We start from the raw sequence: 18758 nt of genomic DNA, 5'->3' as shown, positions 1-18758 counted from the left end.
ACTTATTTCATTTTACACAGTTTTTACTCATCTTTACGTAGTTACATTTAACACCTTAATATAGGATGATACAAGTAAGACCATGATCATCAGATTGATAACTCTAAAAACAGATGATTGTTTTTTTTGATTCATTTCCATTTTTAAGCAAAATTGATGTGTCAGTGAATTAAAAATTAATAGAACAAACAACGCATAAAATACATATAATATAACCATAAAAAACCTCCTTAAATACTATTGGAGATGTATTCTTATTTATTTTTTGAAAAAAATACGGAACTTTCGAAAACACCACAATTCTTACTTTACCAAATTTTTATACGTATGGATAGGGTTAAAGTAGTTTAATAAATAAAAATCACCTGCGTATTGAACAATCAATACGCAGGTGATTCATTTATGCTTAATTTTTTGCTTTTACTAATATGGCGAAACCTTCATCTTCACTTTCAATAAAAGCACGTCTGGGAGCTTTTATAATATGAAGGATATAAAGAAAATCGGTAAGCGAGGCTCCGATATGAATCGCTGTAAACAATAGAATATATACATAATAATCAGCAAATACCAGCGATGCAAAAATACTTGGAATTGTAATGAATAATGTTGGTGCCGATGCTACCATTAAAGATATGGGCTTTGATAAAAATGTTTTTGCATGATACTTACAAGTAGGAATGATACTTTTTTTTAGGTTAAAATATATTTTAGTTCGTTTATTCATCATAATTAATGGTAAAATATGCATAAATGAATGAATCGTTGGCATTAAGATAACTAGGCCGAGGAAAGGCACTATACCAAACTCATTTACGTGTGTCGTACCATGAACACTAGAAAAGGGTACAAAAAGAAATACGAATGACAGTAGCCCTATCAAAAATGAAAGAAAGCACAATCTGTTTGCACCGAATTCTTTTGTGAAATTTATGGATTTCCAGCAGTTCATTTTTGACCCTCCTTTGTATAATTCTAGTCGTATTGGTCGGTCAATTCTTAAAGAATGATAGTACGTTTCAAATGAAAATGCAATAGTTTTTTTGATAAATTTTATTAAATAATTATTATTTGTGTTGAAAGGTTGATACAACGGCCTTCAGAGAATGTTTATCGGTGAATTTTTTTAGTGGGAAATAAGGAGGGGATAGGCTTGAATCATAATGGTGATAAAAATACAATGATGTCCTTTCACGTTCAATTACTATCAAGGCTAATTGACGTTAATCAATACCCGTTAGTCAAGTTAGTCATAGAAAAAAATATAACAGAAGAAGAATATAGCGAGCTATTTCAGCTGCTGCAAATGTTGGAAAGTAAATACCAATTGCAAAAGGGGGAAGGATTTTTAGATTTTACATCTTTATTGATTCATTTTGCAGGAATGTTGAACGAAAAACTGGAGCCAAACGAAACCATTTATGCATTAGAGCGAGAGGGCTATTTTCCTCAATTAACAAAGGAATTTATAACGTTGTTAAGACGGGGTATTGCGATAAAAGGTAACTAAAAAGCAAGCGCCTGGGTCAGACTCGACAAGTTTAAGACGAATCCCTTAGTGTATGTATATATCACTAAGGGATTCGTCTTAAAACCTCTAGGGGCTAGGCGCTTGCGCTAGACAGATAAACGCCAGAACTTATACTTTCTTTCCTTGTTTTTAATCATTCTTGTTTCATGTCACGAAAAAAGGTCTCTATATTTTTGTGGAACTCCATAATAGTTGCTAGACGACGATAAATGAACAGGAGATCGCCATCAGTTGATGTATCTAAACTTTTTTGAATCTCCGCTAAAGTGCCTCTTTGATGGTTAGCTGCATCGATCCATTTATTAATATAAGAATTCATAAATGTTTTAAACAACTGTGAGTTGGCCTCATATAAGTCTTTACGAACGCCTTTCTTCCATACCCGTGTAACGAGATTTAATTCTAGTAAGCTCCTAATACTCGTACTCATTGATGTTTTGCTTTTACCGATTGCTTCACTCATTTCATCTAGTGTCATCGGATTATCTATTAAGTATAAGTAGGCAAATAGTCTCGCCTCCAGCGGAGTTAAATCGAATAGTTTAATCGTTTTTGCAAATTCAGCTACAATTTTATTTGTAAGTTGGTCGTTTGTTTGTTCCATCGTAAAATCCTCCTAAAAGGCTTTCTAAATAAAGGTTACAACAAAAGGTTTTTTTTTGAAAATCATAAGTACAATAGGAAATGAAAGCATTCATAAGTAAATAGGAGATACACTCTCGTCAATTGTGTACAGTTCAATCTGTACAAACATTTTATACAAAACTGTTAGTATATAATGTTTGAAATGTATGGGCTTTACGTTATATAGTGGGGAAGTGGAAAAAAAGCTGTTCGGAGTTAACGTCTGTTTATTTGCTTTATTTCTAATTCTAAAGCATTACGACTAAATACTTAGACGCTAGCGTAAAAGGAACAAAGAAAAGTAGAGGTGAACGGTGTGCCGGTCATTGAAGTAAATGATTTGTCAAAAGTGTTCGGCAAAAACCCTAAGCAGGCACTAAACCTGCTGGATAAGGGAACATCTAAGGATGATATTTTAAAAGAAACTGGAAATACGGTTGGGGTAAACCGTGCAACATTTTCAGTTGAAGCCGGAGAAATATTTGTCATAATGGGATTGTCAGGAAGTGGGAAATCAACACTAGTACGTTTGTTAAACCGTTTGATTGAACCAACAGAAGGTAGTGTTCTGATTGATGGAGATGATCTTTCTACCATGAATAAAAAAGAACTGCGAAATACTCGTAGAGAAAAAATGAGCATGGTTTTCCAGCGATTTGCATTATTCCCTCATCGAACAATCCTAGAAAACACAGAGTATGGTTTAGAAATTCAAAAGATGCCCAAAGAAGAAAGAAAGAAAAAGGCACAGGAATCATTAGAAATGGTTGGTCTTGGTGGTTACATTCATCAAACTCCAGATCAATTATCTGGTGGTATGCAGCAACGTGTCGGGTTAGCACGGGCACTCGCAAATAATCCAGAAGTGTTACTAATGGATGAAGCCTTTTCAGCTCTTGACCCATTAATTCGTAAGGAAATGCAGGATGAATTGGTAGATCTTCAAGCTAGCATGAAGAAGACTATTATATTTATTACGCATGATTTAGATGAGGCCTTACGATTAGGAGATAGAATTGCCTTAATGAAAGATGGATCGATTGTGCAAATTGGTACACCAGAAGAAATTTTAGTTAATCCAGCAAACGATTATGTAGAACGATTTGTGGAAGATGTCGATCGTTCGAAGGTATTAACTGCGCAACAGATTATGAAACGACCTGAGACAATAAATGTAGAAAAGCATGGGCCGCGTGTTGCACTTGAAAGAATGCGAGAAGAAGGATTGTCCAGCATTATTGTTGTGGATGGTAAACGTAATCTACAAGGTTATGTTACGGCGGATGATGCTTCAGAGGCTAGACAAAAGGATGTACGTGATATCAAGGAAATTTTACGTACGGATATACCTAAAGTAGAAAAAGATACAGCATTAAATGATATTTTCAACATTATTCATGATTCGCCAATTCCCGTAGCAGTAATAGATGGGGAAAAGTTAGTTGGAATTATTGTGCGTGGTGCCTTAATCGCGGCCCTTGCTGGTGATGGTGAGGTGAATTTAGATCATGCTTGATAAAATGATAGATTTTGCTCCAGAAATACCAATTGCGGACTGGACTGCCTTATTTACTGAATGGTTGACAGAAACGTTTTCATTTATATTTACTCCAATAGAAGATAATTTTGATATATTTATGGAATTTGTTTCTGAATCTTTATATGCTATACCGCCGGTCATTATTATGATTATCGTTGCATTATTAGCATTCTTTATAACTGGTAAAAAATTTGGTTTGGCAGCATTTTCACTAGTAGGCCTTTGGTTAATTTATAATCAAGGATTATGGGAACATTTGATGAATACTTTTACATTAGTTCTGATATCTAGTATCTTATCCGTCATTATTGGAGTTCCATTTGGTATATTGATGTCCAAAAGTAAAACAGCAGAGGCAATCATTACTCCGATACTTGATTTTATGCAAACGATGCCTGCCTTTGTTTATTTGATCCCAGCAGTAGCATTCTTTGGAATCGGTATGGTACCAGGTGTATTTGCATCGTTAATTTTCGCGACACCGCCAACAGTTCGCTTCACTAACTTGGGGATTAGACAGGTTTCTAAAGAACTTGTCGAAGCTTCAGAGGCATTTGGTAGCACGGGTTCACAAAAGTTGTTTAAGGTGGAACTACCGATGGCTAAAGCGACGATTATGGCTGGAATTAATCAAACGGTTATGCTTGCTCTATCCATGGTTGTTATTGCATCTATGATTGGTGCACCAGGCCTTGGCAGGGAAGTTCTTTCTGCACTACAGCGTGCGCAAGTCGGAACTGGCTTCGTAGCAGGTGTAGGGATAGTAATACTTGCGATTATTATCGATCGTTTCACACAAAACGTGAATTCGAAAGGTAAGAAAGCTTAATAAATATTGGCATCTTTTCATAATGAAAAGTTTTCCATATAGATAAAACTTTAGAAAAAGGGGAGATTTATAGTTATGTTTAAACTTAACTGGAAAAAAGTCGGCATTGCTGCTGGACTTTCATTATCATTAGTAGCTGCAGGTTGTAGTTCTGATGAAGGTTCATCAGATGAGGGGTCATCGGATGGTAATGCAGAAGCGTCAAAAGAAATTGAATTATCATATGTTGAATGGGATACTGAAGTCGCGTCAACAAATGTTATCGCTACAGTTTTAGAAGAACAAGGATTTGATGTTACAGTAACACCACTTGATAATGCAGTAATGTGGGAATCGGTAGCTACTGCTGAAACAGATGGTATGGTAGCTGCATGGTTACCAGGTACACATGGAGATCTTTATTCTGAATATAAAGATCAGCTAGTTGACTTAGGTGCAAATCTAGAAGGGGCAGCGATTGGATTAGTAGTACCGGAATATATGGATGTTAATTCAATAGCAGACTTAGATGCACAGGCAGAAAGCACGATTACTGGAATTGAACCAGGTGCAGGTGTAGTAGCAGCGGCAGAATCTGCTGTTGAAGAATACGAAAACCTTAGCGACTGGGAAGTGCAAACATCTTCTAGTGGTGCAATGGCTACTGCATTAGGGGAAGCCATTGAAGCAGAAGAAGACATCGTTGTTACTGGTTGGTCTCCGCACTGGAAATTCCAGAAATACGATTTAAAATATTTAGAAGATCCTAAAGGCGTTTTTGGAGAAGCGGAAGAAATTAAAACAATGGTTCGTAAAGGCCTAGAAGAAGATATGCCAAAAGCTTATAAGATACTAGACCAGTTCCAGTGGGAACCAGCTGATATTGAAAGTGTAATGCTTGCAATCCAAGATGGTGCAGATGCTGAAGAAGCTGCAGCTACATGGGTTGAAGAAAATCCAGATAAAGTTGCTGAGTGGACTAAAGGTATTGAATAAGATTTAATAACCGATTAAATAATACAATTTATAATAAGAGGCTGATACAGTAAATGTGTCAGTCTTTTATTTTCACTTGAACAAAGTTAATGTTTCTAAAGAATTCAATATAAGATAATCTTCGGTATTCGCCGTTAAAGAGAAGGGTGAATGCCTGAGGGAGGGAGTGTTTGCGTATGAAAAAAATTTTTTTGTTATTGACAGGCCTTATGGTAGTGTTAACGGTAGCAGGTTGTGGTTCGGATAAAGCTGATTCAAATGCAAATAATGAGGAAAGTTATAGTGAGGCAGTTGAGCATATTATAACTGGAATAGAACCTGGAGCAGGGATCACAGTCACTACTGAAAAGGCAGTTGAAGAATATGATAGTTTAGAAGGTTGGAAGCTCGATCAATCGTCTACTCCAGCAATGATGACACAACTTGATGAGGCAATTGAAAAGGAAGAACCTATCATTGTAACTGGTTGGAACCCACATTGGATGTTTGCGAAATATGATAACTTAAAATACCTCAAGGATCCTAAAGGTGTCTATGGAGAAACAGAAGTAATTAAAACATTGGCACGTAAAGGATTAAAAGAGGATAAACCTAATGCATATAAAATATTAGACCAATTCCAATGGGAAGTAGAAGATATGGAAGGCATTATGTTAGAAGCGAAGAAAAGTGGGAAAGATATAGCCGTTGTTGCTAAAAAATGGGTAGAAGAACATCCCGATGTTGCTTCAGAATGGACAGAAGGCGTTAAAGATGTCGATGGTGTGGAAATTGAATTAGTGACCACCCAATGGGGGTCTGAACTTTCTGCTACAAATGCAGTAGCTAAGGTTATGTCACAAAAGGGCTTCGAAGTTACAATCACACCAGTTGATGTAGCTGTAATGTATAAAGCAGTAGCAAACGGAGATGCAGATGCTACTGTTGCGGTCTGGATGCCAATTACAACGAAAGATTTTTATGATAAGTATGAGGGTAACTTTGTTGATTTAGGTGCAAACTTAGAAGGTGCTAAAATCGGATTAGTAGTTCCAAAATATATGGAGATTGACTCAATAGAAGATTTAAAACCAGCTGAGTAAAAAGGATAATAGCAGTTGAATTAGAAAGGATGTTTTGTGTATGAAAAAGAGCTTTTATAAAAATGTCATCCTATTGGCAGGACTAATGTTAGTTCTAATAGTAGCAGGGTGTGGATCAGATGAAGGGAATACAACTAAGAAAAGTGATAGTGAAGAGGGCTATAGTGAAGCAGTCGAACACATGATTACAGGTATTGAACCTGGAGCAGGAATCACAGTCACAACTGAAAAGGCGATTGAGGAATATGAAAGTTTAAAAGGCTGGTCTCTTGAACAATCTTCAACCGCAGCGATGATGACAAGACTTGAAGAAGCAATTCAAAAGGAAGAACCAATCGTTATAACTGGTTGGAATCCACATTGGATGTTCGCGAAATATGAAAACTTAAAATATCTTAAAGATCCAAAAGGTGTTTATGGTGAAACAGAATTGATAAAAACACTAGCTCGAAAAGGGTTAAAAGAAGATAAGCCTAATGCATATAAGTTATTAGACCAATTTCACTGGGAAGTAGAAGATATGGAAGGTATCATGCTAGAATCTACAAAAACTGGCGAAGACATTGCTACCGTAGCAAAAAACTGGGTTGATGAACACCCAGATGTTGTTTCAGAGTGGACAAAAGGTGTTGAAAATGTGGATGGTGTTGATATTGAATTAGTATCTACACCATGGGATTCCGAGCGTTCCTCTGCAAATGTAGTTGCAGAAGTTCTAAAATCAAAAGGTTTTGAAGTGACAATTACTCCTGTTGATGTCGCAGTTGTTTTTAAAGCTGTTGCTGAAGGCGATGGAGATGCTACACTAGCTGCTTGGATGCCTGTTACACATAAAGAGTTTTATGATAAATTTGAAGATCAATTTGATGATTTGGGTGAAAACCTAAAGGGTGCTAAGATTGGATTAGCTGTACCAAAATATATGGATATTGACTCGATAGAAGATTTAAAATCGGCTGAGTAATTAATTTAGGCCGATTTCTACAAGATTGTTGTTTTTGCCACGAAATCAATAAACTACAATATTGCGGCAACGCCCGATTCTGCTTCGGGCAGTTGCTTTCAGCGGGCAACGCTTCAATCAAACGCCATGCTAGCGAGGGAAACACACGTAGACCCAAGCGGTAAAAGCGAAGACGATGAGACCTCCACAGTGAACATTCTTTGCTATGTCTAGCTGTGGCTCCTAGCGCCTCCGCTTTTCGAAAGAGCGAGCAACAAAACTACGAGAAGAGCCTTAAATAAAGAAAGACTTCCTCAGCACAATTTATTTAAGGAAGTCTTTCTTTATTTTTAAAATTATTGGTTTTTAACTTTCTCTTCTAGATCTTTCAAACTTGATTCAATTTGCTCTAGGTATTTATGGATGTTTTCTTGATGTGGCTCAACAGTTTGTTGCCAATCTTGAACAGACTTTTTCATTTCTTGTGTTAAATCTTTAATTAATGCTGCACCTTCTTTTGAGGTTTCAGTAATTTGTTGTTTTAAACGCATTCCGTCAAATTTTAAATTGCTAATCATATCTTTCCATTCTACACCTTGTTCTTTTGCACGGAAACGCAGATCCCTTCCAGATGATGGTGCGCTTAATAATGTTGCTGTTGCAGTAACAACCCCACCAATAACAAAACCGAATAATAATGATTTGCCTTTTACCATATGAAGTTCGCTCCTTTCAAATCCATACTATATCTTTCCTTCTATTGTACTACAATTAAACCTATTTCTCGAATACTTTGAGTGTAAAAATATCCACTGACGTAATGTGCCAGTGGATATTTTTGTTATTTATATATTTGAAAGTGTTATTGGTTGAGATCGTTGCATGATTTTTTGTACAACAGGGTAAACAACAATCATCACAATCGTGTTTACAGCAGCAGTTGGCAGTACGATTGTTAAGAATAATGCTGTAAATACACCATCCATAAGACCTACAATATATAGTGCTGAAAATAAAAATATGCTTCCACTTATTATTGTTCCTATAGCTGTTAATGTTGGTGCACTAATCTTGACATTGACCTTATCTTTAACAAGCAAAAACAGTCCGAAAAATAGTAGTGCTGTAATTGGTTTGTCAATAAGGTTGGCAATTTGCCCCCCAGGAGCAAGTGTTGTTAATGCTGAAATTATTGCAGTTACAATGGATAGTAATACAACATATTTCAATTTTGGAAATAGCATAATTCCTAGGAACATCATAGACAACAACATATCTGGTTTCATTCCGAATAATATTGCCGGTACTACTGTGTGTAGAACTGCTCCTATCCCTACAAGTAAGGATAAAATAATAAGAACTCTTGTATTCATTTCTAAACTCTCCTCTTCTCAGCTAAGCTACTTTTATTTTAGTTCCCCACCTGTACACTCGTTGTCAGCTGCAGAAACGTAATGCAAGTATAACAAATGCTTTGCGAATTAAAAAGCATTAAAATACCGTTTATATAGATGAACTAATTTCTTCCGCGATTGTCTTCAATTTCTCACTAGTATAGTCATCTATATGTGTTTTCCAATTAGAAGAGTAGCCATCATTTTCACCGTATCTTGGTATAAGATGAATATGTAAATGAAATACGGATTGATCGGCTGGTTTTTCATTGTTATTTAATAGGTTCATACCGATTGGATTGTAAGTGGATTTTATTGCATTTGCGACCTTTGGAACCCGAGCAAAAAATTCACGTGCAATATCCTCAGATGTTTCGTATATATTTTTTGTATGTGTTTTTGGGATAATCAGTGTGTGTCCTTTTGTAACCTGACTTATGTCTAAAAAGGCATAAACATACTCATCTTCATAAACTTTGGCTGATGGAATCTCACCATCGATAATTTTACAGAAAATACAATCTTCATGACTCATCCACTATCACTCCTACGTGTATTTTTATCTATTGTATAAAGGAATGGACATGAATGTAAAGACAAAACCGTAACTTTACACTGTTTTACACCTATTTTCCCGGAAAATTGGATTAAAACCTTATATCTTTTCTGAGAAAAATAATAACAGGCATAGCCCGCAAGTACACCGCTGTACTTTTGGACTAGCCTGTTTTTAAGCAGCCTGAGGATGGGTGTTCATCTAAATTGGGGACTTTTGTAATTAGTTAGCATGATGGTCGTTCAGGTTAACTAACTTACAAAAACCGTTTTGTTTGTATTTCTGACCACGAATTACATATAACAAAATGGGTTTTCATTAGATGTCCTTTCACATACACCTCATTTACTATTTAATCGAATAACAAAATGGGATTACATTGAATGTGCGATCACATACACCTCATTTAGTATTTAATCGAATAAAAATGGGTTTACATTAAATGTTCGATCACATACACCTCATTTAGTATTTGATACGAAATTTTTTGTAGTGACCATCCTCATGACTACAAGAGTTATTTTGAACAAAATCGATAATTCTATACATATTATTTTGTAGAAATTTAAAGTATAGTTTGTTTTGGTTTTAAAGGTGATCAATGGTAAAATTTATTTAGACGAGGGAAAGTATAAAGTTATAAGGAAACGCCAGTATAAGAAACTTCGCCAGTCGCTTATAACAGAAAAAGGGGGTCACTTCAAACCCACGCTGCGGGGTCTCGGTTCGCTCGTTTTTCCGCAGGAGTCTCGCAGTTTCTCCTCCCCCCTTAACGAAATTTAAATTGATCGACCTGTCGTTTATTGTCTACTGTTGATCAAACAAGAATTGGATGACTTGGTTTTGAAACAAGATGAAAAAACTATCCAGCAGAGGAAACGATGCGAGACTCCTCGCGGATTGCCCGCGGAAAGCGAGTATGGAGTATTGTTTCCTCTGCGGCAAATACTTATTATTCTTGAGAAGGACTTGGTAACAACCAAGTTTTTCTTAGGTGAGGAAATATAGGAGGAAATTCGATGAATCCATTGTTGCATATTAAAGATTTACACGGGGGATACACACATAAAAATGTACTTCATGGTATTTCGCTCGATGTTAAGCCAAAAGAAATTGTCGGTTTAATTGGCTTGAACGGTGCTGGTAAGAGTACAACAATTAAGCATATTATCGGATTGATGCATGCTAAAAAAGGGTCTGTATCAATTAATGGTAAGACATTTAATGAAAATCCAGAAACATACCGGAAACAGATGGCTTACATACCCGAAATGCCTATTTTATACGATGAACTTACATTATATGAACACTTAAAGCTGACAGCGATGGCCTATGATATTGAAGAAGACGTTTTTGAAAAACGGTTACCACCTTTGCTGAAGGAATTTCGCATGGAGAAAAAGTTAAAGTGGTTTCCAGTGCATTTTTCAAAAGGGATGCGCCAAAAGGTAATGATTATGTGTGCCTTTTTAATTGAACCACCATTATATATAGTGGATGAACCATTTGTGGGATTGGACCCATTAGGAATTCAGTCGTACCTGCAATTAATGAACGAAATGAAGTCAAATGGCTCAGGGGTATTGATGTCCACACATATTCTTGCTACAGCTGAGCGTTATTGTGATCGTTTTGTGATTTTACATGATGGAAAAGTAAGAGCAATTGGGACACTTGAAGCGCTTCGTGCAGACTTTGGTATGCCGAATGCTACATTAGATGACTTATATGTACAACTGACTAAGGAAGAAGATAGCCATGTTTGATTCGCATGCATTTTTTAAAAATCGTTTTTCTGAACATTTAAAGGAGACAAGCCGCTACCTGCGTTATATTTTTAATGGGCATACAGCCGTGGCGATGCTTTTTTTCATATCTGCTATAGCGGTATATTACCAACAATGGATAGCTGATCTTCCTGCTGATTTTCCTACAGATTGGGTTGTTGGGATAGCCTTTGGATTAGCAGCAAGCTATAGTCCTGTTCGAACACTATTGAAAGAACCTGATTTGGTTTTCTTATTAGCTGCAGAAAGTAAAATGAACGCTTATTTCCGCAATGCATTACTTTACAGCTTTGTCATACAATTATATTTGCTGTTAATCGTCGCAGCTGCATTAGCACCGTTGTATTCGGCAGCTTATCCTGATCGTGATAGTTATTTATTGACAGTTCTTGTAATGCTTGTTTTTAAAGTGTGGAATTTATTAGCGAATTGGTGGATGTTAAAATTTAGGGCTCCAGGTATTCGACAAACCGATCTGATAACACGTACACTTTTAACCATAGCCGTATTCTATTTTCTAGTTCTTGGTGACTTGATTTTAACGGCAGTTACAACAGCTTTATACATTGCCGTGTTTTTGTATGATTATACTATTTCACGGAAAGAAGCTGGTGTTGTATGGGATTTACTTGTACAAAAAGACCGTAATCGGATGCAGACGTTTTATCGGATTGCAAATATGGCGACAGATGTTCCACATTTAAAAAGCAAAGTGAAAAAACGGGAATGGCTGACTTCAATTGTAAGCAGGGTTCCATTTCAGAATAAACACACGTTTAACTATTTATATCGAATTACGTTCGTGCGTAGTGGTGATTATCTAGGTATGTATGTGCGTTTAATCGTTATTGGTGGACTTTTCATATATTTTGTTCCTCAAGTTTGGATGAAGGTGCTATTTGGATTATTATTTCTTTACATGAGCAGTTTTCAGATGATGACATTATATCATCAACACCGAACTATTATTTGGCTAGATCTGTATCCTGTTGACCCTAAATGGCGGAAACATGCGGTACTCAAGTGGTTATTTCAACTGGGTTTGATTCAGACCATACTATTTGCTATCGTATTTTTGCCATTGCAGGAATTCGTAGGGGCAGGAATTACATTAGTTGGAGGATTTATTTTTAATTACTTGTTCATTAATGGTTATGTGAAGAAAAAATTAGTATAAGTGTGTGTTCAAAAAGTCGGCAAATTAGAAACAAGAAGTTCGAGGCGGCGTAGTTTTGAGGATCGGAATGTAGGCTATTCCTACATGAGAACCGGAAAAACAAGCCAACGAAGAAATTCGTCGTTTATCATTTGGTGACTTTTTGAACATCCTCTATAAACGAAAACATCCCTGCAGAATTAATCTGTGGGGATGTTTTCGTTTTGTTATTTTTCCTGATAGGCTAAATATGCTTCGAATAATGTTTTGGCAGCGATAGGAAGTGCGCGTTCATCAATATCGAATTTTGGATGATGATGCGGATAGTCGTTCCCTTCCTTTTGTGCGCCGGTAAAAAAGTAAGTTCCGGGTTTCTCTAGTAAATAATAGCCAAAGTCCTCGCCACCCATTACAGGAACAACTTCCTCTCGTATTGTTATTTCTGGTACTTGTTTACTTGCAAGCAATACAAGTTCAGCTTCTTCTGCGTGATTTACCAACGGTGGATAGCCTTTTATATAATTTAGTGTATACGTTGCGCCGTTTGCTACACAAATACCCTTGATAATTCGTTCCATTTCTTCGATAACTTGATCTTGTATGCGTGGATCGAGATAACGCATTGTTCCTACTAATTTTGCTTTGTCAGCAATAATGTTAAAGGCATTACCAGCTTCAAATATTCCAATGGTCAATACGGCTGTTTGGAGCGGGTCAATGCGTCTGCTAATTATTTGTTGCAGTTGTGTGATTACTTCGGCGCCGATAACAATTGCATCTTTTGTTTCGTGTGGGTATCCACCATGACCACCCTTGCCTTGAATGGTTATGTCAAATCGATCTGCTCCAGCCATAAAAACGTCTTTGGACGTCTGCATGACACCGAGCGGAGTTGTAGCCCATAAATGTGTTCCAAAAACAGCATCAACATGATCTAGTGCGCCAGATTCAATAATAGGCTTTGCGCCACCTGGGGCGTATTCTTCTGCGTGCTGATGTAAGAAAATGACTGTTCCCGGTAATTTATCTTGAAAAGCTAGTAATGCTTTTGCGAGTGACAATAATGTTGCTGTGTGGCCGTCGTGCCCACAAGCATGCATCACACCATCAACTTTTGATTTATAAGGAACATCTTTTTCATCTTGGATCGGAAGTGCATCAAAGTCAGCACGTAATGCAACAGTTTTACCTGGCTTACCCCCTTTAAGTGTGGCAATCACCCCATTTCCGCCTACCTTTGTCTGATAGGAAATACCTAAGTTCTCGTAGAAATCAGCAATGTATTTTGCTGTTTTTTCTTCTTTAAACGAAAGCTCTGGATGTTGGTGTAAGTACCTTCGTATATCAACCATTTCTTGGTAGAGCTGGTCAATTTGCTGATGAACCTCTTTACGCATGTAATAACCTCCTAAAAAGTAATTTGATAATTGATTTGTTTAAGTCTATCATGTTTTTACTATTAAGTTTAAAAATTCGAAATTGATGCTAATAAATTTAAACTAAAAAAGAGCATCGGGATGGATGCTCTTTTAAAACATATGTTTATGTTAATCGAGGGTCTTGTAGTAATCGTTCTATTTCTTCCTTATGATGGGTTTCATCTGCAATCATGTCTTCAATTTTCACGACAAGCTCAGTAAGGTTCAATTTCTCTGCTTGCTTCTTACGTATTTCATAGCGATCAATCGTATCTTTTTCTGATTGTAATGATGCTGCTAATAAATCCTTAACTTCAGTGGGCTGCGGTATGTCTGCGGATTTTGTAGTAGGTGTTCCACCCAATGTTTTGATTTTTTCTGATAGGTATAATGCATGTCCCAATTCGTCAGTTATTTCACCTTCAAAAAAGGGTTTAAGTGCGGAACTGTATAATCCAGAAACTACTGACGCACTGTACGTGTATTGAATTGCAGCACCATATTCACCTGCTAAATCTTCATTTAATCCATCAATTAATTCTTGTAGTTCTTTCTCCATGTTATATCCCAGCCTTTCATTTGTATACGCCTACATAACTATTTCCCAAAACAAGTTTTTTTAAACTTTTTTTTAGGGTATTATTGTTACAGGGAGGTAAATTCTGTGAGAAAAAAAAGCTCTTATTTATATATTTTTCTACTAGCCTTTGTTTTATTCACTTCTGTATTATGGGCGATAAAGATCATGCAAGGTACTATTCCTTTAGTGGATCAATGGACAAGAGAGTTTGTAGAAGCAATGGCAGATTCGAATGTATACTTCCTATTCCGCTTGATAACTGAACTCGGATCCGGAACCTTTTTAACTCCCTTTACTATCATCATGGGTTTTGTTTTATGGTGCATTTTTCGTGATTGGTTTGTTGGGCTCATGTTTGCAGGTGGTACATTATTTAGTTATGGCATAAATGTTTTAATTAAAATATTAGTTGAACGAGATCGACCGCGTATATTTGCTGCTGCAGAAGCAGAGGGATTTAGCTTCCCATCTGGCCATGCCATGATTTCGATGGTTTGTTATGGATTACTCGTCTATTTTTTAAGTAAAAAAATTAAATCAAAAAAGGCTGTACTTACTACCCAAATAGGTGTAGCGATTTTAATCTTTTTAATTGGATTTAGTCGTTATATCATAAGCGTACACTACCTTACTGATGTATTGGCAGGGTTTGTATTTGGCTTTTTATTTATTTTATTATGGTCATATGTTTTTGAATACGTACAAAAGCATCGAACTCCGTCTTAAGGCGGAGACAGAAACGTTCTGTAGGTCGTTATGAAAGATTACTCCATGCGATAAGCTAGATATATTGAGAAAAGGGGCGATGAAAATGAATAATCGATTTATACGTTCATTAATCGCTATTAGTATAATAGTGATAGGTTTATTACTAGTTTTACAGAACCTTGATGTAATCGATATGGATATAAATGGAATTTGGCCATACACATACTCTATTTTATTTATCATCTTTGGATTTAAGTGGTTTATGGATGACTTGCGAAATTCTGGTGGTAGCTGGATATTCGGCTCATTTTTATTCGTTTTTGGTATCCTGTTAGTTTTAGGGGAGCTGCAAATCATTTATTTCAACTTTGATGACATCTTTAAATTATGGCCATTATTAATCATTTACATTGGGTTTAGTATCATTGGAAAGCCAAAGCGCAAGAAAAATTTTAAATTTGTAATCGATACAGATGACCAAAAAGATCTTTCATTCGAAACAAAGAAGAAGGGTAATCGCTTTTCAGTGGGTGATCATCAATTTAAAGATCCAAATTGGAAGGTTGAGCCAATGGATTTATACAACGCAGCTGGTGATTATTTCATTGATTTTTCCAAGGCATTTATTCCAGAAAAAGAAATCCCAATTATGATTAACAGCTGGGCTGGTGATATTCAAATTCTCATGCCAGAAAACGTTGCATGTCGCATCGACGCCTCTGTTAAGGCTGGTGAAATTAATGTCATGGGACAAACGTCAGAAGGCATAAACAGAAAAGTATATTATGAAACAGATGATTATCAAGAAGCAACACGGAAGTTAATGATTACATTGAAATTAAAAGCAGGATCCGTGCGCGTAGATAAAGTATAATGGAGGTGATGAATCATATATAAGCGACTGAATAGTATACGATTTAGTTATATTCGTTCTCATCTATATGGATTGTTTCTGACTACAGTTATTCTATTATCATTTCTATTATCTGTATACGTTTTGTTTAAACCATTATGGCTAACAGCTGAAAGTATTTTTTTGTTTATTATAACCTATGTGGTGCTAGCTTTAGTGCTCTCTTTATATGTGGGATTCAAATCGAGTGGAGATATGAAAGAAAGATTAGATTACTTTTCTGTATTAATCACGCAGTTTTCAAACGGAAACTATCAATCGCGTTTATATTTTAATGAAGATGATGAAATTTCTAGGATTGGCAATGAACTCAATGAACTAGGAAAAAAAATGCAAGATCAAGTAAAATCATTGCAACGTATGGCTGACGCGAAAGCAGACCTTGCAAAATCCGCACATAAAGCAGCGGTAATAGAAGAAAGGCAACGTCTAGCAAGGGATTTGCATGATTCTGTCAGTCAACAATTGTTTGGAGTTACTATGATGGCAGAAGCCTCACTTAAGCAAATCGATAAAAACCCTGCAATGGCCAAGGAGCAGCTTGAAGATGTTGCAGTTAGTGCATTACAAGCACAAACAGAAATGCGCGCTTTATTATTGCATCTACGTCCAGTCCATTTATCTGGAGACCCGTTACCAATTGGTCTCAAAAAATTAATAGAAGAACTTAAACAGAAGAGTGCACTAACTTTCAAATTGGAAATTGACGAAGCTATTAAACTACCGGAAACAACAGAAGAACATGTTTTTCGGATAATCCAGGAATCATTATCGAATATCTTGCGACATGCCGAAGCAAATGAAGTGAAGCTTAAGCTTTTGATGCGATCAAACGAATTATTTATACATATAGCGGATAATGGGCGAGGATTTGATGTTGGAGAAGATTCAAACCGGAAAACATCTTATGGTCTGAAAACCATGAAGGAACGAAGCGAAGAATTAGGTGGAACATTTACAATTCGTTCGATTCCAGGGGAAGGTACTTATATTGATATACGGATCCCGTGTTAAAAAGGAGGGAATGCAATGATACGAGTTGTCGTAGTGGATGATCATGATGTCGTTCGAAAAGGTATTGTTTCCTATTTGCAAACTGATGATACGATTGAGGTTATCGGGCAAGCTGCAAACGGAAGTGACGGGGCAGCATTGGTGATAAAAGAAAACCCCGATGTTGTGCTAATGGACTTAATGATGGAAGATGGCAGTGGGATTGATGCTACACGTACTATTACCACTAAAAAAATCGACACAAAAGTCATCATACTTACAAGTTTTTATGATGATAAACAGGTTTTTCCTGCAATAGAAGCTGGTGCATTCAGTTATATTTTAAAAACTTCGTCCGCCAGTGAAATTGTATCCGCAATTAAAAAAGCTGCAGAAGGTGAAAATGTAATTGAGCCTAAGGTGGCAGGGAAGATGATGTCCACATTTCGGTCTAATTCCCATAAGGCACATGACGCATTAACTGAAAGAGAATTAGAGGTGCTGATTTGCATAGGCAACGGGATGACAAATCAGGAAATAAGCGAACAATTATATATTGGCATTAAAACGGTAAAAACGCATGTAAGTAATGTTCTTGGGAAATTGGGCGTGCATGATCGGACCCAAGCAGCAGTTTATGTTCACAGAAATAACTTAATTACATTTGAAAAAGAGGAGTAAAACAGTCCTCTTTTTTGTTTTTTTCAAAAAGGACTTGTATAATGTTTATGAATCTTTAACTAAGGAGAATAACTGGATGAACTATTCTAAAAAAGAGGAATCACTTGTATTTCTTATATGGGCTTTAAGCTTAATTGCATTACTAGGAAGTCTGTTTTTTTCTGAGGTAATGGGATATGTTCCTTGTGAATTATGCTGGTATCAACGTATATTAATGTATCCACTCGTAATTATTTATGGTGTGGCGATGATTAAAAAGGATATGTCAATGGCTTTTCCTGGTCTATTTTTAAGTGGAATAGGAATGTTTGTTTCCATGTATCATTATTTAATTCAGAAGCTACCAGTTTTTCATGAAGCAACTGGATCTTGCGGAATAATTCCGTGTAACACCGCGTACATAAATTATTTTGGGTTTATCACAATTCCATTTTTAGCGGGGGTAGCTTTTATAGTTATTTTTGTACTTCATATTATTTTATTAAAACAACGTAGGAGGAAGTAACCGATGAAAAAAAAGATGCTTATTTTTATAGTAGTTCTTGTCGTACTGTTTGCTGCACTATATTTTGTTATTCAATATAAAAATAATCAAGCAATTGACGATAGTAATAATCCATATGGAAAAAGCAATTTAAATCAAGCAACAATTGAGCAGTTAGACGACCCAAACTATCAAAATCAAATTTTACCTGATGAACTGGAATCACAAATTGAAAGTGGTGATCCGGTAACGGTATATTTTTATAGTCCAACATGTGTGCATTGTCAACGAACAACACCAGTCCTGGTTCCATTAACAGAAGAACTTGGCGTTGATATGAAAAAACTGAATTTATTGGAGTTTGAAGATGGCTGGAATACGTTTGGGATTGAAGGAACACCAACGTTAATTCATTATGAAGATGGAAAAGAAGTTGCGCGTTTAAGCGGGGAACGTTCAGAAGAAGCATGGAGCACATTTCTTGAAAAGTATGCTGTAGAATAAAAGTGAAAGAGGCTGGGACATAACTAGCCAAAAATAACTTAAAAATGGTTCCGATCATCG

22 protein-coding genes are annotated in these 18758 nt (G+C 36.3%); 14 read left to right on the top strand and 8 right to left on the bottom strand.

Translation table 11 applies throughout. From position 1 onward, the window contains the following. Nucleotides 1–33 precede the first annotated feature (33 nt). Together AC3G7N_RS09075 and AC3G7N_RS09070 are read right to left on the bottom strand one after the other, a co-directional pair. Nucleotides 34–219, bottom strand: a complete 186-nt coding sequence (locus AC3G7N_RS09075; RefSeq protein WP_489421837.1) for a hypothetical protein — start codon at nt 217–219, stop codon at nt 34–36. 187 nt (nt 220–406) lie between these two features. After that, on the bottom strand, nt 407–952 hold the full coding sequence (locus tag AC3G7N_RS09070; protein ID WP_489421836.1) for a DUF3267 domain-containing protein: 546 nt from the start codon (nt 950–952) through the stop codon (nt 407–409). 201 nt (nt 953–1153) lie between these two features. Here AC3G7N_RS09070 and AC3G7N_RS09065 point away from each other — a divergent pair, with 201 nt between their 5' ends. After that, entirely contained in the window at nt 1154–1510 is a 357-nt protein-coding gene (locus AC3G7N_RS09065; protein WP_489421835.1) for a DUF1878 family protein, read from the top strand. A gap of 154 nt (nt 1511–1664) precedes the next feature. Here the strand turns inward: AC3G7N_RS09065 and AC3G7N_RS09060 are convergent, their stop codons facing one another. Then, nucleotides 1665–2135: a GbsR/MarR family transcriptional regulator gene (locus AC3G7N_RS09060; RefSeq protein ID WP_489421834.1), complete on the bottom strand. Its 471-nt coding sequence runs from the start codon at nt 2133–2135 to the stop codon at nt 1665–1667. Nucleotides 2136–2471: 336 nt separating this feature from the next. Here AC3G7N_RS09060 and AC3G7N_RS09055 point away from each other — a divergent pair, with 336 nt between their 5' ends. From AC3G7N_RS09055 to AC3G7N_RS09035, 5 genes are all read left to right on the top strand, one after another. Further along, nucleotides 2472–3671: a quaternary amine ABC transporter ATP-binding protein gene (locus AC3G7N_RS09055; protein ID WP_489421833.1), complete on the top strand. Its 1200-nt coding sequence runs from the start codon at nt 2472–2474 to the stop codon at nt 3669–3671. Beyond that, nucleotides 3664–4524 carry an ABC transporter permease gene (locus AC3G7N_RS09050; RefSeq protein WP_489421832.1) on the top strand — a complete coding sequence of 287 codons (861 nt, stop codon included), beginning with the start codon at nt 3664–3666 and terminating at the stop codon, nt 4522–4524. Before AC3G7N_RS09055 ends, AC3G7N_RS09050 begins: the two co-directional genes overlap by 8 nt. A 75-nt stretch (nt 4525–4599) precedes the next feature. Beyond that, nucleotides 4600–5499, top strand: coding sequence for a glycine betaine ABC transporter substrate-binding protein (locus AC3G7N_RS09045; RefSeq protein WP_489421831.1), 900 nt, complete (start codon nt 4600–4602; stop codon nt 5497–5499). 176 nt (nt 5500–5675) lie between these two features. After that, nucleotides 5676–6581, top strand: coding sequence for a glycine betaine ABC transporter substrate-binding protein (locus tag AC3G7N_RS09040; RefSeq protein ID WP_489421830.1), 906 nt, complete (start codon nt 5676–5678; stop codon nt 6579–6581). A 40-nt stretch (nt 6582–6621) separates the two neighbouring features. Then, the gene (locus AC3G7N_RS09035) at nt 6622–7545 is read left to right on the top strand and encodes a glycine betaine ABC transporter substrate-binding protein (RefSeq protein WP_489421829.1); all 924 of its coding nucleotides are present in this window, start codon (nt 6622–6624) and stop codon (nt 7543–7545) included. A gap of 335 nt (nt 7546–7880) precedes the next feature. Here the strand turns inward: AC3G7N_RS09035 and AC3G7N_RS09030 are convergent, their stop codons facing one another. From AC3G7N_RS09030 to AC3G7N_RS09020, 3 genes are all read right to left on the bottom strand, one after another. Beyond that, entirely contained in the window at nt 7881–8240 is a 360-nt protein-coding gene (locus AC3G7N_RS09030; RefSeq protein WP_489421828.1) for a YtxH domain-containing protein, read from the bottom strand. Between the two features lie 129 nt (nt 8241–8369). After that, a complete protein-coding gene (locus AC3G7N_RS09025) occupies nt 8370–8897 on the bottom strand; it encodes a tryptophan transporter (protein WP_489421827.1) in 528 nt (175 codons plus the stop codon). 130 nt (nt 8898–9027) lie between these two features. Next, nucleotides 9028–9453, bottom strand: a complete 426-nt coding sequence (locus tag AC3G7N_RS09020) for an HIT family protein (protein WP_489421826.1) — start codon at nt 9451–9453, stop codon at nt 9028–9030. A 1040-nt stretch (nt 9454–10493) separates the two neighbouring features. On the opposite strand from AC3G7N_RS09020, the gene AC3G7N_RS09015 reads away from it, so the two are divergent. Together AC3G7N_RS09015 and AC3G7N_RS09010 are read left to right on the top strand one after the other, a co-directional pair. Continuing rightward, a complete protein-coding gene (locus AC3G7N_RS09015; protein ID WP_489421825.1) occupies nt 10494–11240 on the top strand; it encodes an ABC transporter ATP-binding protein in 747 nt (248 codons plus the stop codon). Next, nucleotides 11233–12438 (top strand): ABC transporter permease, encoded by a 1206-nt coding sequence (locus tag AC3G7N_RS09010; RefSeq protein WP_489421824.1) that lies wholly within the window; start codon nt 11233–11235, stop codon nt 12436–12438. The genes AC3G7N_RS09015 and AC3G7N_RS09010 overlap by 8 nt, the downstream gene beginning before the upstream one ends. A 206-nt stretch (nt 12439–12644) precedes the next feature. Here AC3G7N_RS09010 and AC3G7N_RS09005 read toward each other — a convergent pair whose 3' ends face one another. Together AC3G7N_RS09005 and AC3G7N_RS09000 are read right to left on the bottom strand one after the other, a co-directional pair. Continuing rightward, nucleotides 12645–13814: a M20 family metallopeptidase gene (locus tag AC3G7N_RS09005; RefSeq protein WP_489421823.1), complete on the bottom strand. Its 1170-nt coding sequence runs from the start codon at nt 13812–13814 to the stop codon at nt 12645–12647. Nucleotides 13815–13959: 145 nt separating this feature from the next. Further along, complete coding sequence (locus tag AC3G7N_RS09000) at nt 13960–14394, bottom strand: ferritin-like domain-containing protein (protein ID WP_489421822.1); 435 nt, start codon at nt 14392–14394, stop codon at nt 13960–13962. Nucleotides 14395–14499: 105 nt separating this feature from the next. Here AC3G7N_RS09000 and AC3G7N_RS08995 point away from each other — a divergent pair, with 105 nt between their 5' ends. From AC3G7N_RS08995 to AC3G7N_RS08970, 6 genes are all read left to right on the top strand, one after another. Then, nucleotides 14500–15141, top strand: coding sequence for a phosphatase PAP2 family protein (locus AC3G7N_RS08995; RefSeq protein WP_489421821.1), 642 nt, complete (start codon nt 14500–14502; stop codon nt 15139–15141). 85 nt (nt 15142–15226) lie between these two features. Beyond that, nucleotides 15227–15997, top strand: a complete 771-nt coding sequence (gene liaF / locus AC3G7N_RS08990) for a cell wall-active antibiotics response protein LiaF (protein WP_489421820.1) — start codon at nt 15227–15229, stop codon at nt 15995–15997. A 234-nt stretch (nt 15998–16231) separates the two neighbouring features. Further along, on the top strand, nt 16232–17050 hold the full coding sequence (locus AC3G7N_RS08985) for a sensor histidine kinase (protein ID WP_489421819.1): 819 nt from the start codon (nt 16232–16234) through the stop codon (nt 17048–17050). Between the two features lie 15 nt (nt 17051–17065). Next, a complete protein-coding gene (locus tag AC3G7N_RS08980; RefSeq protein ID WP_489421818.1) occupies nt 17066–17710 on the top strand; it encodes a response regulator in 645 nt (214 codons plus the stop codon). Between the two features lie 76 nt (nt 17711–17786). Next, nucleotides 17787–18215, top strand: coding sequence for a disulfide oxidoreductase (locus tag AC3G7N_RS08975; RefSeq protein ID WP_489421817.1), 429 nt, complete (start codon nt 17787–17789; stop codon nt 18213–18215). 3 nt (nt 18216–18218) lie between these two features. After that, on the top strand, nt 18219–18698 hold the full coding sequence (locus tag AC3G7N_RS08970; RefSeq protein WP_489421816.1) for a thioredoxin family protein: 480 nt from the start codon (nt 18219–18221) through the stop codon (nt 18696–18698). Nucleotides 18699–18758 lie beyond the last annotated feature (60 nt).

Source organism: Virgibacillus carmonensis (assembly GCF_057836705.1).
The sequence above is the reverse complement of the archived record's forward strand: the minus strand, read 5'-3'. Positions and strand labels throughout refer to the sequence as shown.

Excerpts from the sequence above, each read along its gene's own strand:
- AC3G7N_RS09075 (WP_489421837.1), bottom strand. The coding sequence starts at position 219 with ATGGTTATATTATATGTATTTTATGCGTTGTTTGTTCTATTAATTTTT.
- AC3G7N_RS09070 (WP_489421836.1), bottom strand. The coding sequence starts at position 952 with ATGAACTGCTGGAAATCCATAAATTTCACAAAAGAATTCGGTGCAAAC.
- AC3G7N_RS09060 (WP_489421834.1), bottom strand. The coding sequence starts at position 2,135 with ATGGAACAAACAAACGACCAACTTACAAATAAAATTGTAGCTGAATTT.
- AC3G7N_RS09050 (WP_489421832.1), top strand. The coding sequence starts at position 3,664 with ATGCTTGATAAAATGATAGATTTTGCTCCAGAAATACCAATTGCGGAC.
- AC3G7N_RS09045 (WP_489421831.1), top strand. The coding sequence starts at position 4,600 with ATGTTTAAACTTAACTGGAAAAAAGTCGGCATTGCTGCTGGACTTTCA.
- AC3G7N_RS09040 (WP_489421830.1), top strand. The coding sequence starts at position 5,676 with ATGAAAAAAATTTTTTTGTTATTGACAGGCCTTATGGTAGTGTTAACG.
- AC3G7N_RS09035 (WP_489421829.1), top strand. The coding sequence starts at position 6,622 with ATGAAAAAGAGCTTTTATAAAAATGTCATCCTATTGGCAGGACTAATG.
- AC3G7N_RS09030 (WP_489421828.1), bottom strand. The coding sequence starts at position 8,240 with ATGGTAAAAGGCAAATCATTATTATTCGGTTTTGTTATTGGTGGGGTT.
- AC3G7N_RS09025 (WP_489421827.1), bottom strand. The coding sequence starts at position 8,897 with ATGAATACAAGAGTTCTTATTATTTTATCCTTACTTGTAGGGATAGGA.
- AC3G7N_RS09020 (WP_489421826.1), bottom strand. The coding sequence starts at position 9,453 with ATGAGTCATGAAGATTGTATTTTCTGTAAAATTATCGATGGTGAGATT.
- AC3G7N_RS09015 (WP_489421825.1), top strand. The coding sequence starts at position 10,494 with ATGAATCCATTGTTGCATATTAAAGATTTACACGGGGGATACACACAT.
- AC3G7N_RS09010 (WP_489421824.1), top strand. The coding sequence starts at position 11,233 with ATGTTTGATTCGCATGCATTTTTTAAAAATCGTTTTTCTGAACATTTA.
- AC3G7N_RS09005 (WP_489421823.1), bottom strand. The coding sequence starts at position 13,814 with ATGCGTAAAGAGGTTCATCAGCAAATTGACCAGCTCTACCAAGAAATG.
- AC3G7N_RS09000 (WP_489421822.1), bottom strand. The coding sequence starts at position 14,394 with ATGGAGAAAGAACTACAAGAATTAATTGATGGATTAAATGAAGATTTA.
- liaF (WP_489421820.1), top strand. The coding sequence starts at position 15,227 with ATGAATAATCGATTTATACGTTCATTAATCGCTATTAGTATAATAGTG.
- AC3G7N_RS08985 (WP_489421819.1), top strand. The coding sequence starts at position 16,232 with ATGAAAGAAAGATTAGATTACTTTTCTGTATTAATCACGCAGTTTTCA.
- AC3G7N_RS08980 (WP_489421818.1), top strand. The coding sequence starts at position 17,066 with ATGATACGAGTTGTCGTAGTGGATGATCATGATGTCGTTCGAAAAGGT.
- AC3G7N_RS08975 (WP_489421817.1), top strand. The coding sequence starts at position 17,787 with ATGAACTATTCTAAAAAAGAGGAATCACTTGTATTTCTTATATGGGCT.
- AC3G7N_RS08970 (WP_489421816.1), top strand. The coding sequence starts at position 18,219 with ATGAAAAAAAAGATGCTTATTTTTATAGTAGTTCTTGTCGTACTGTTT.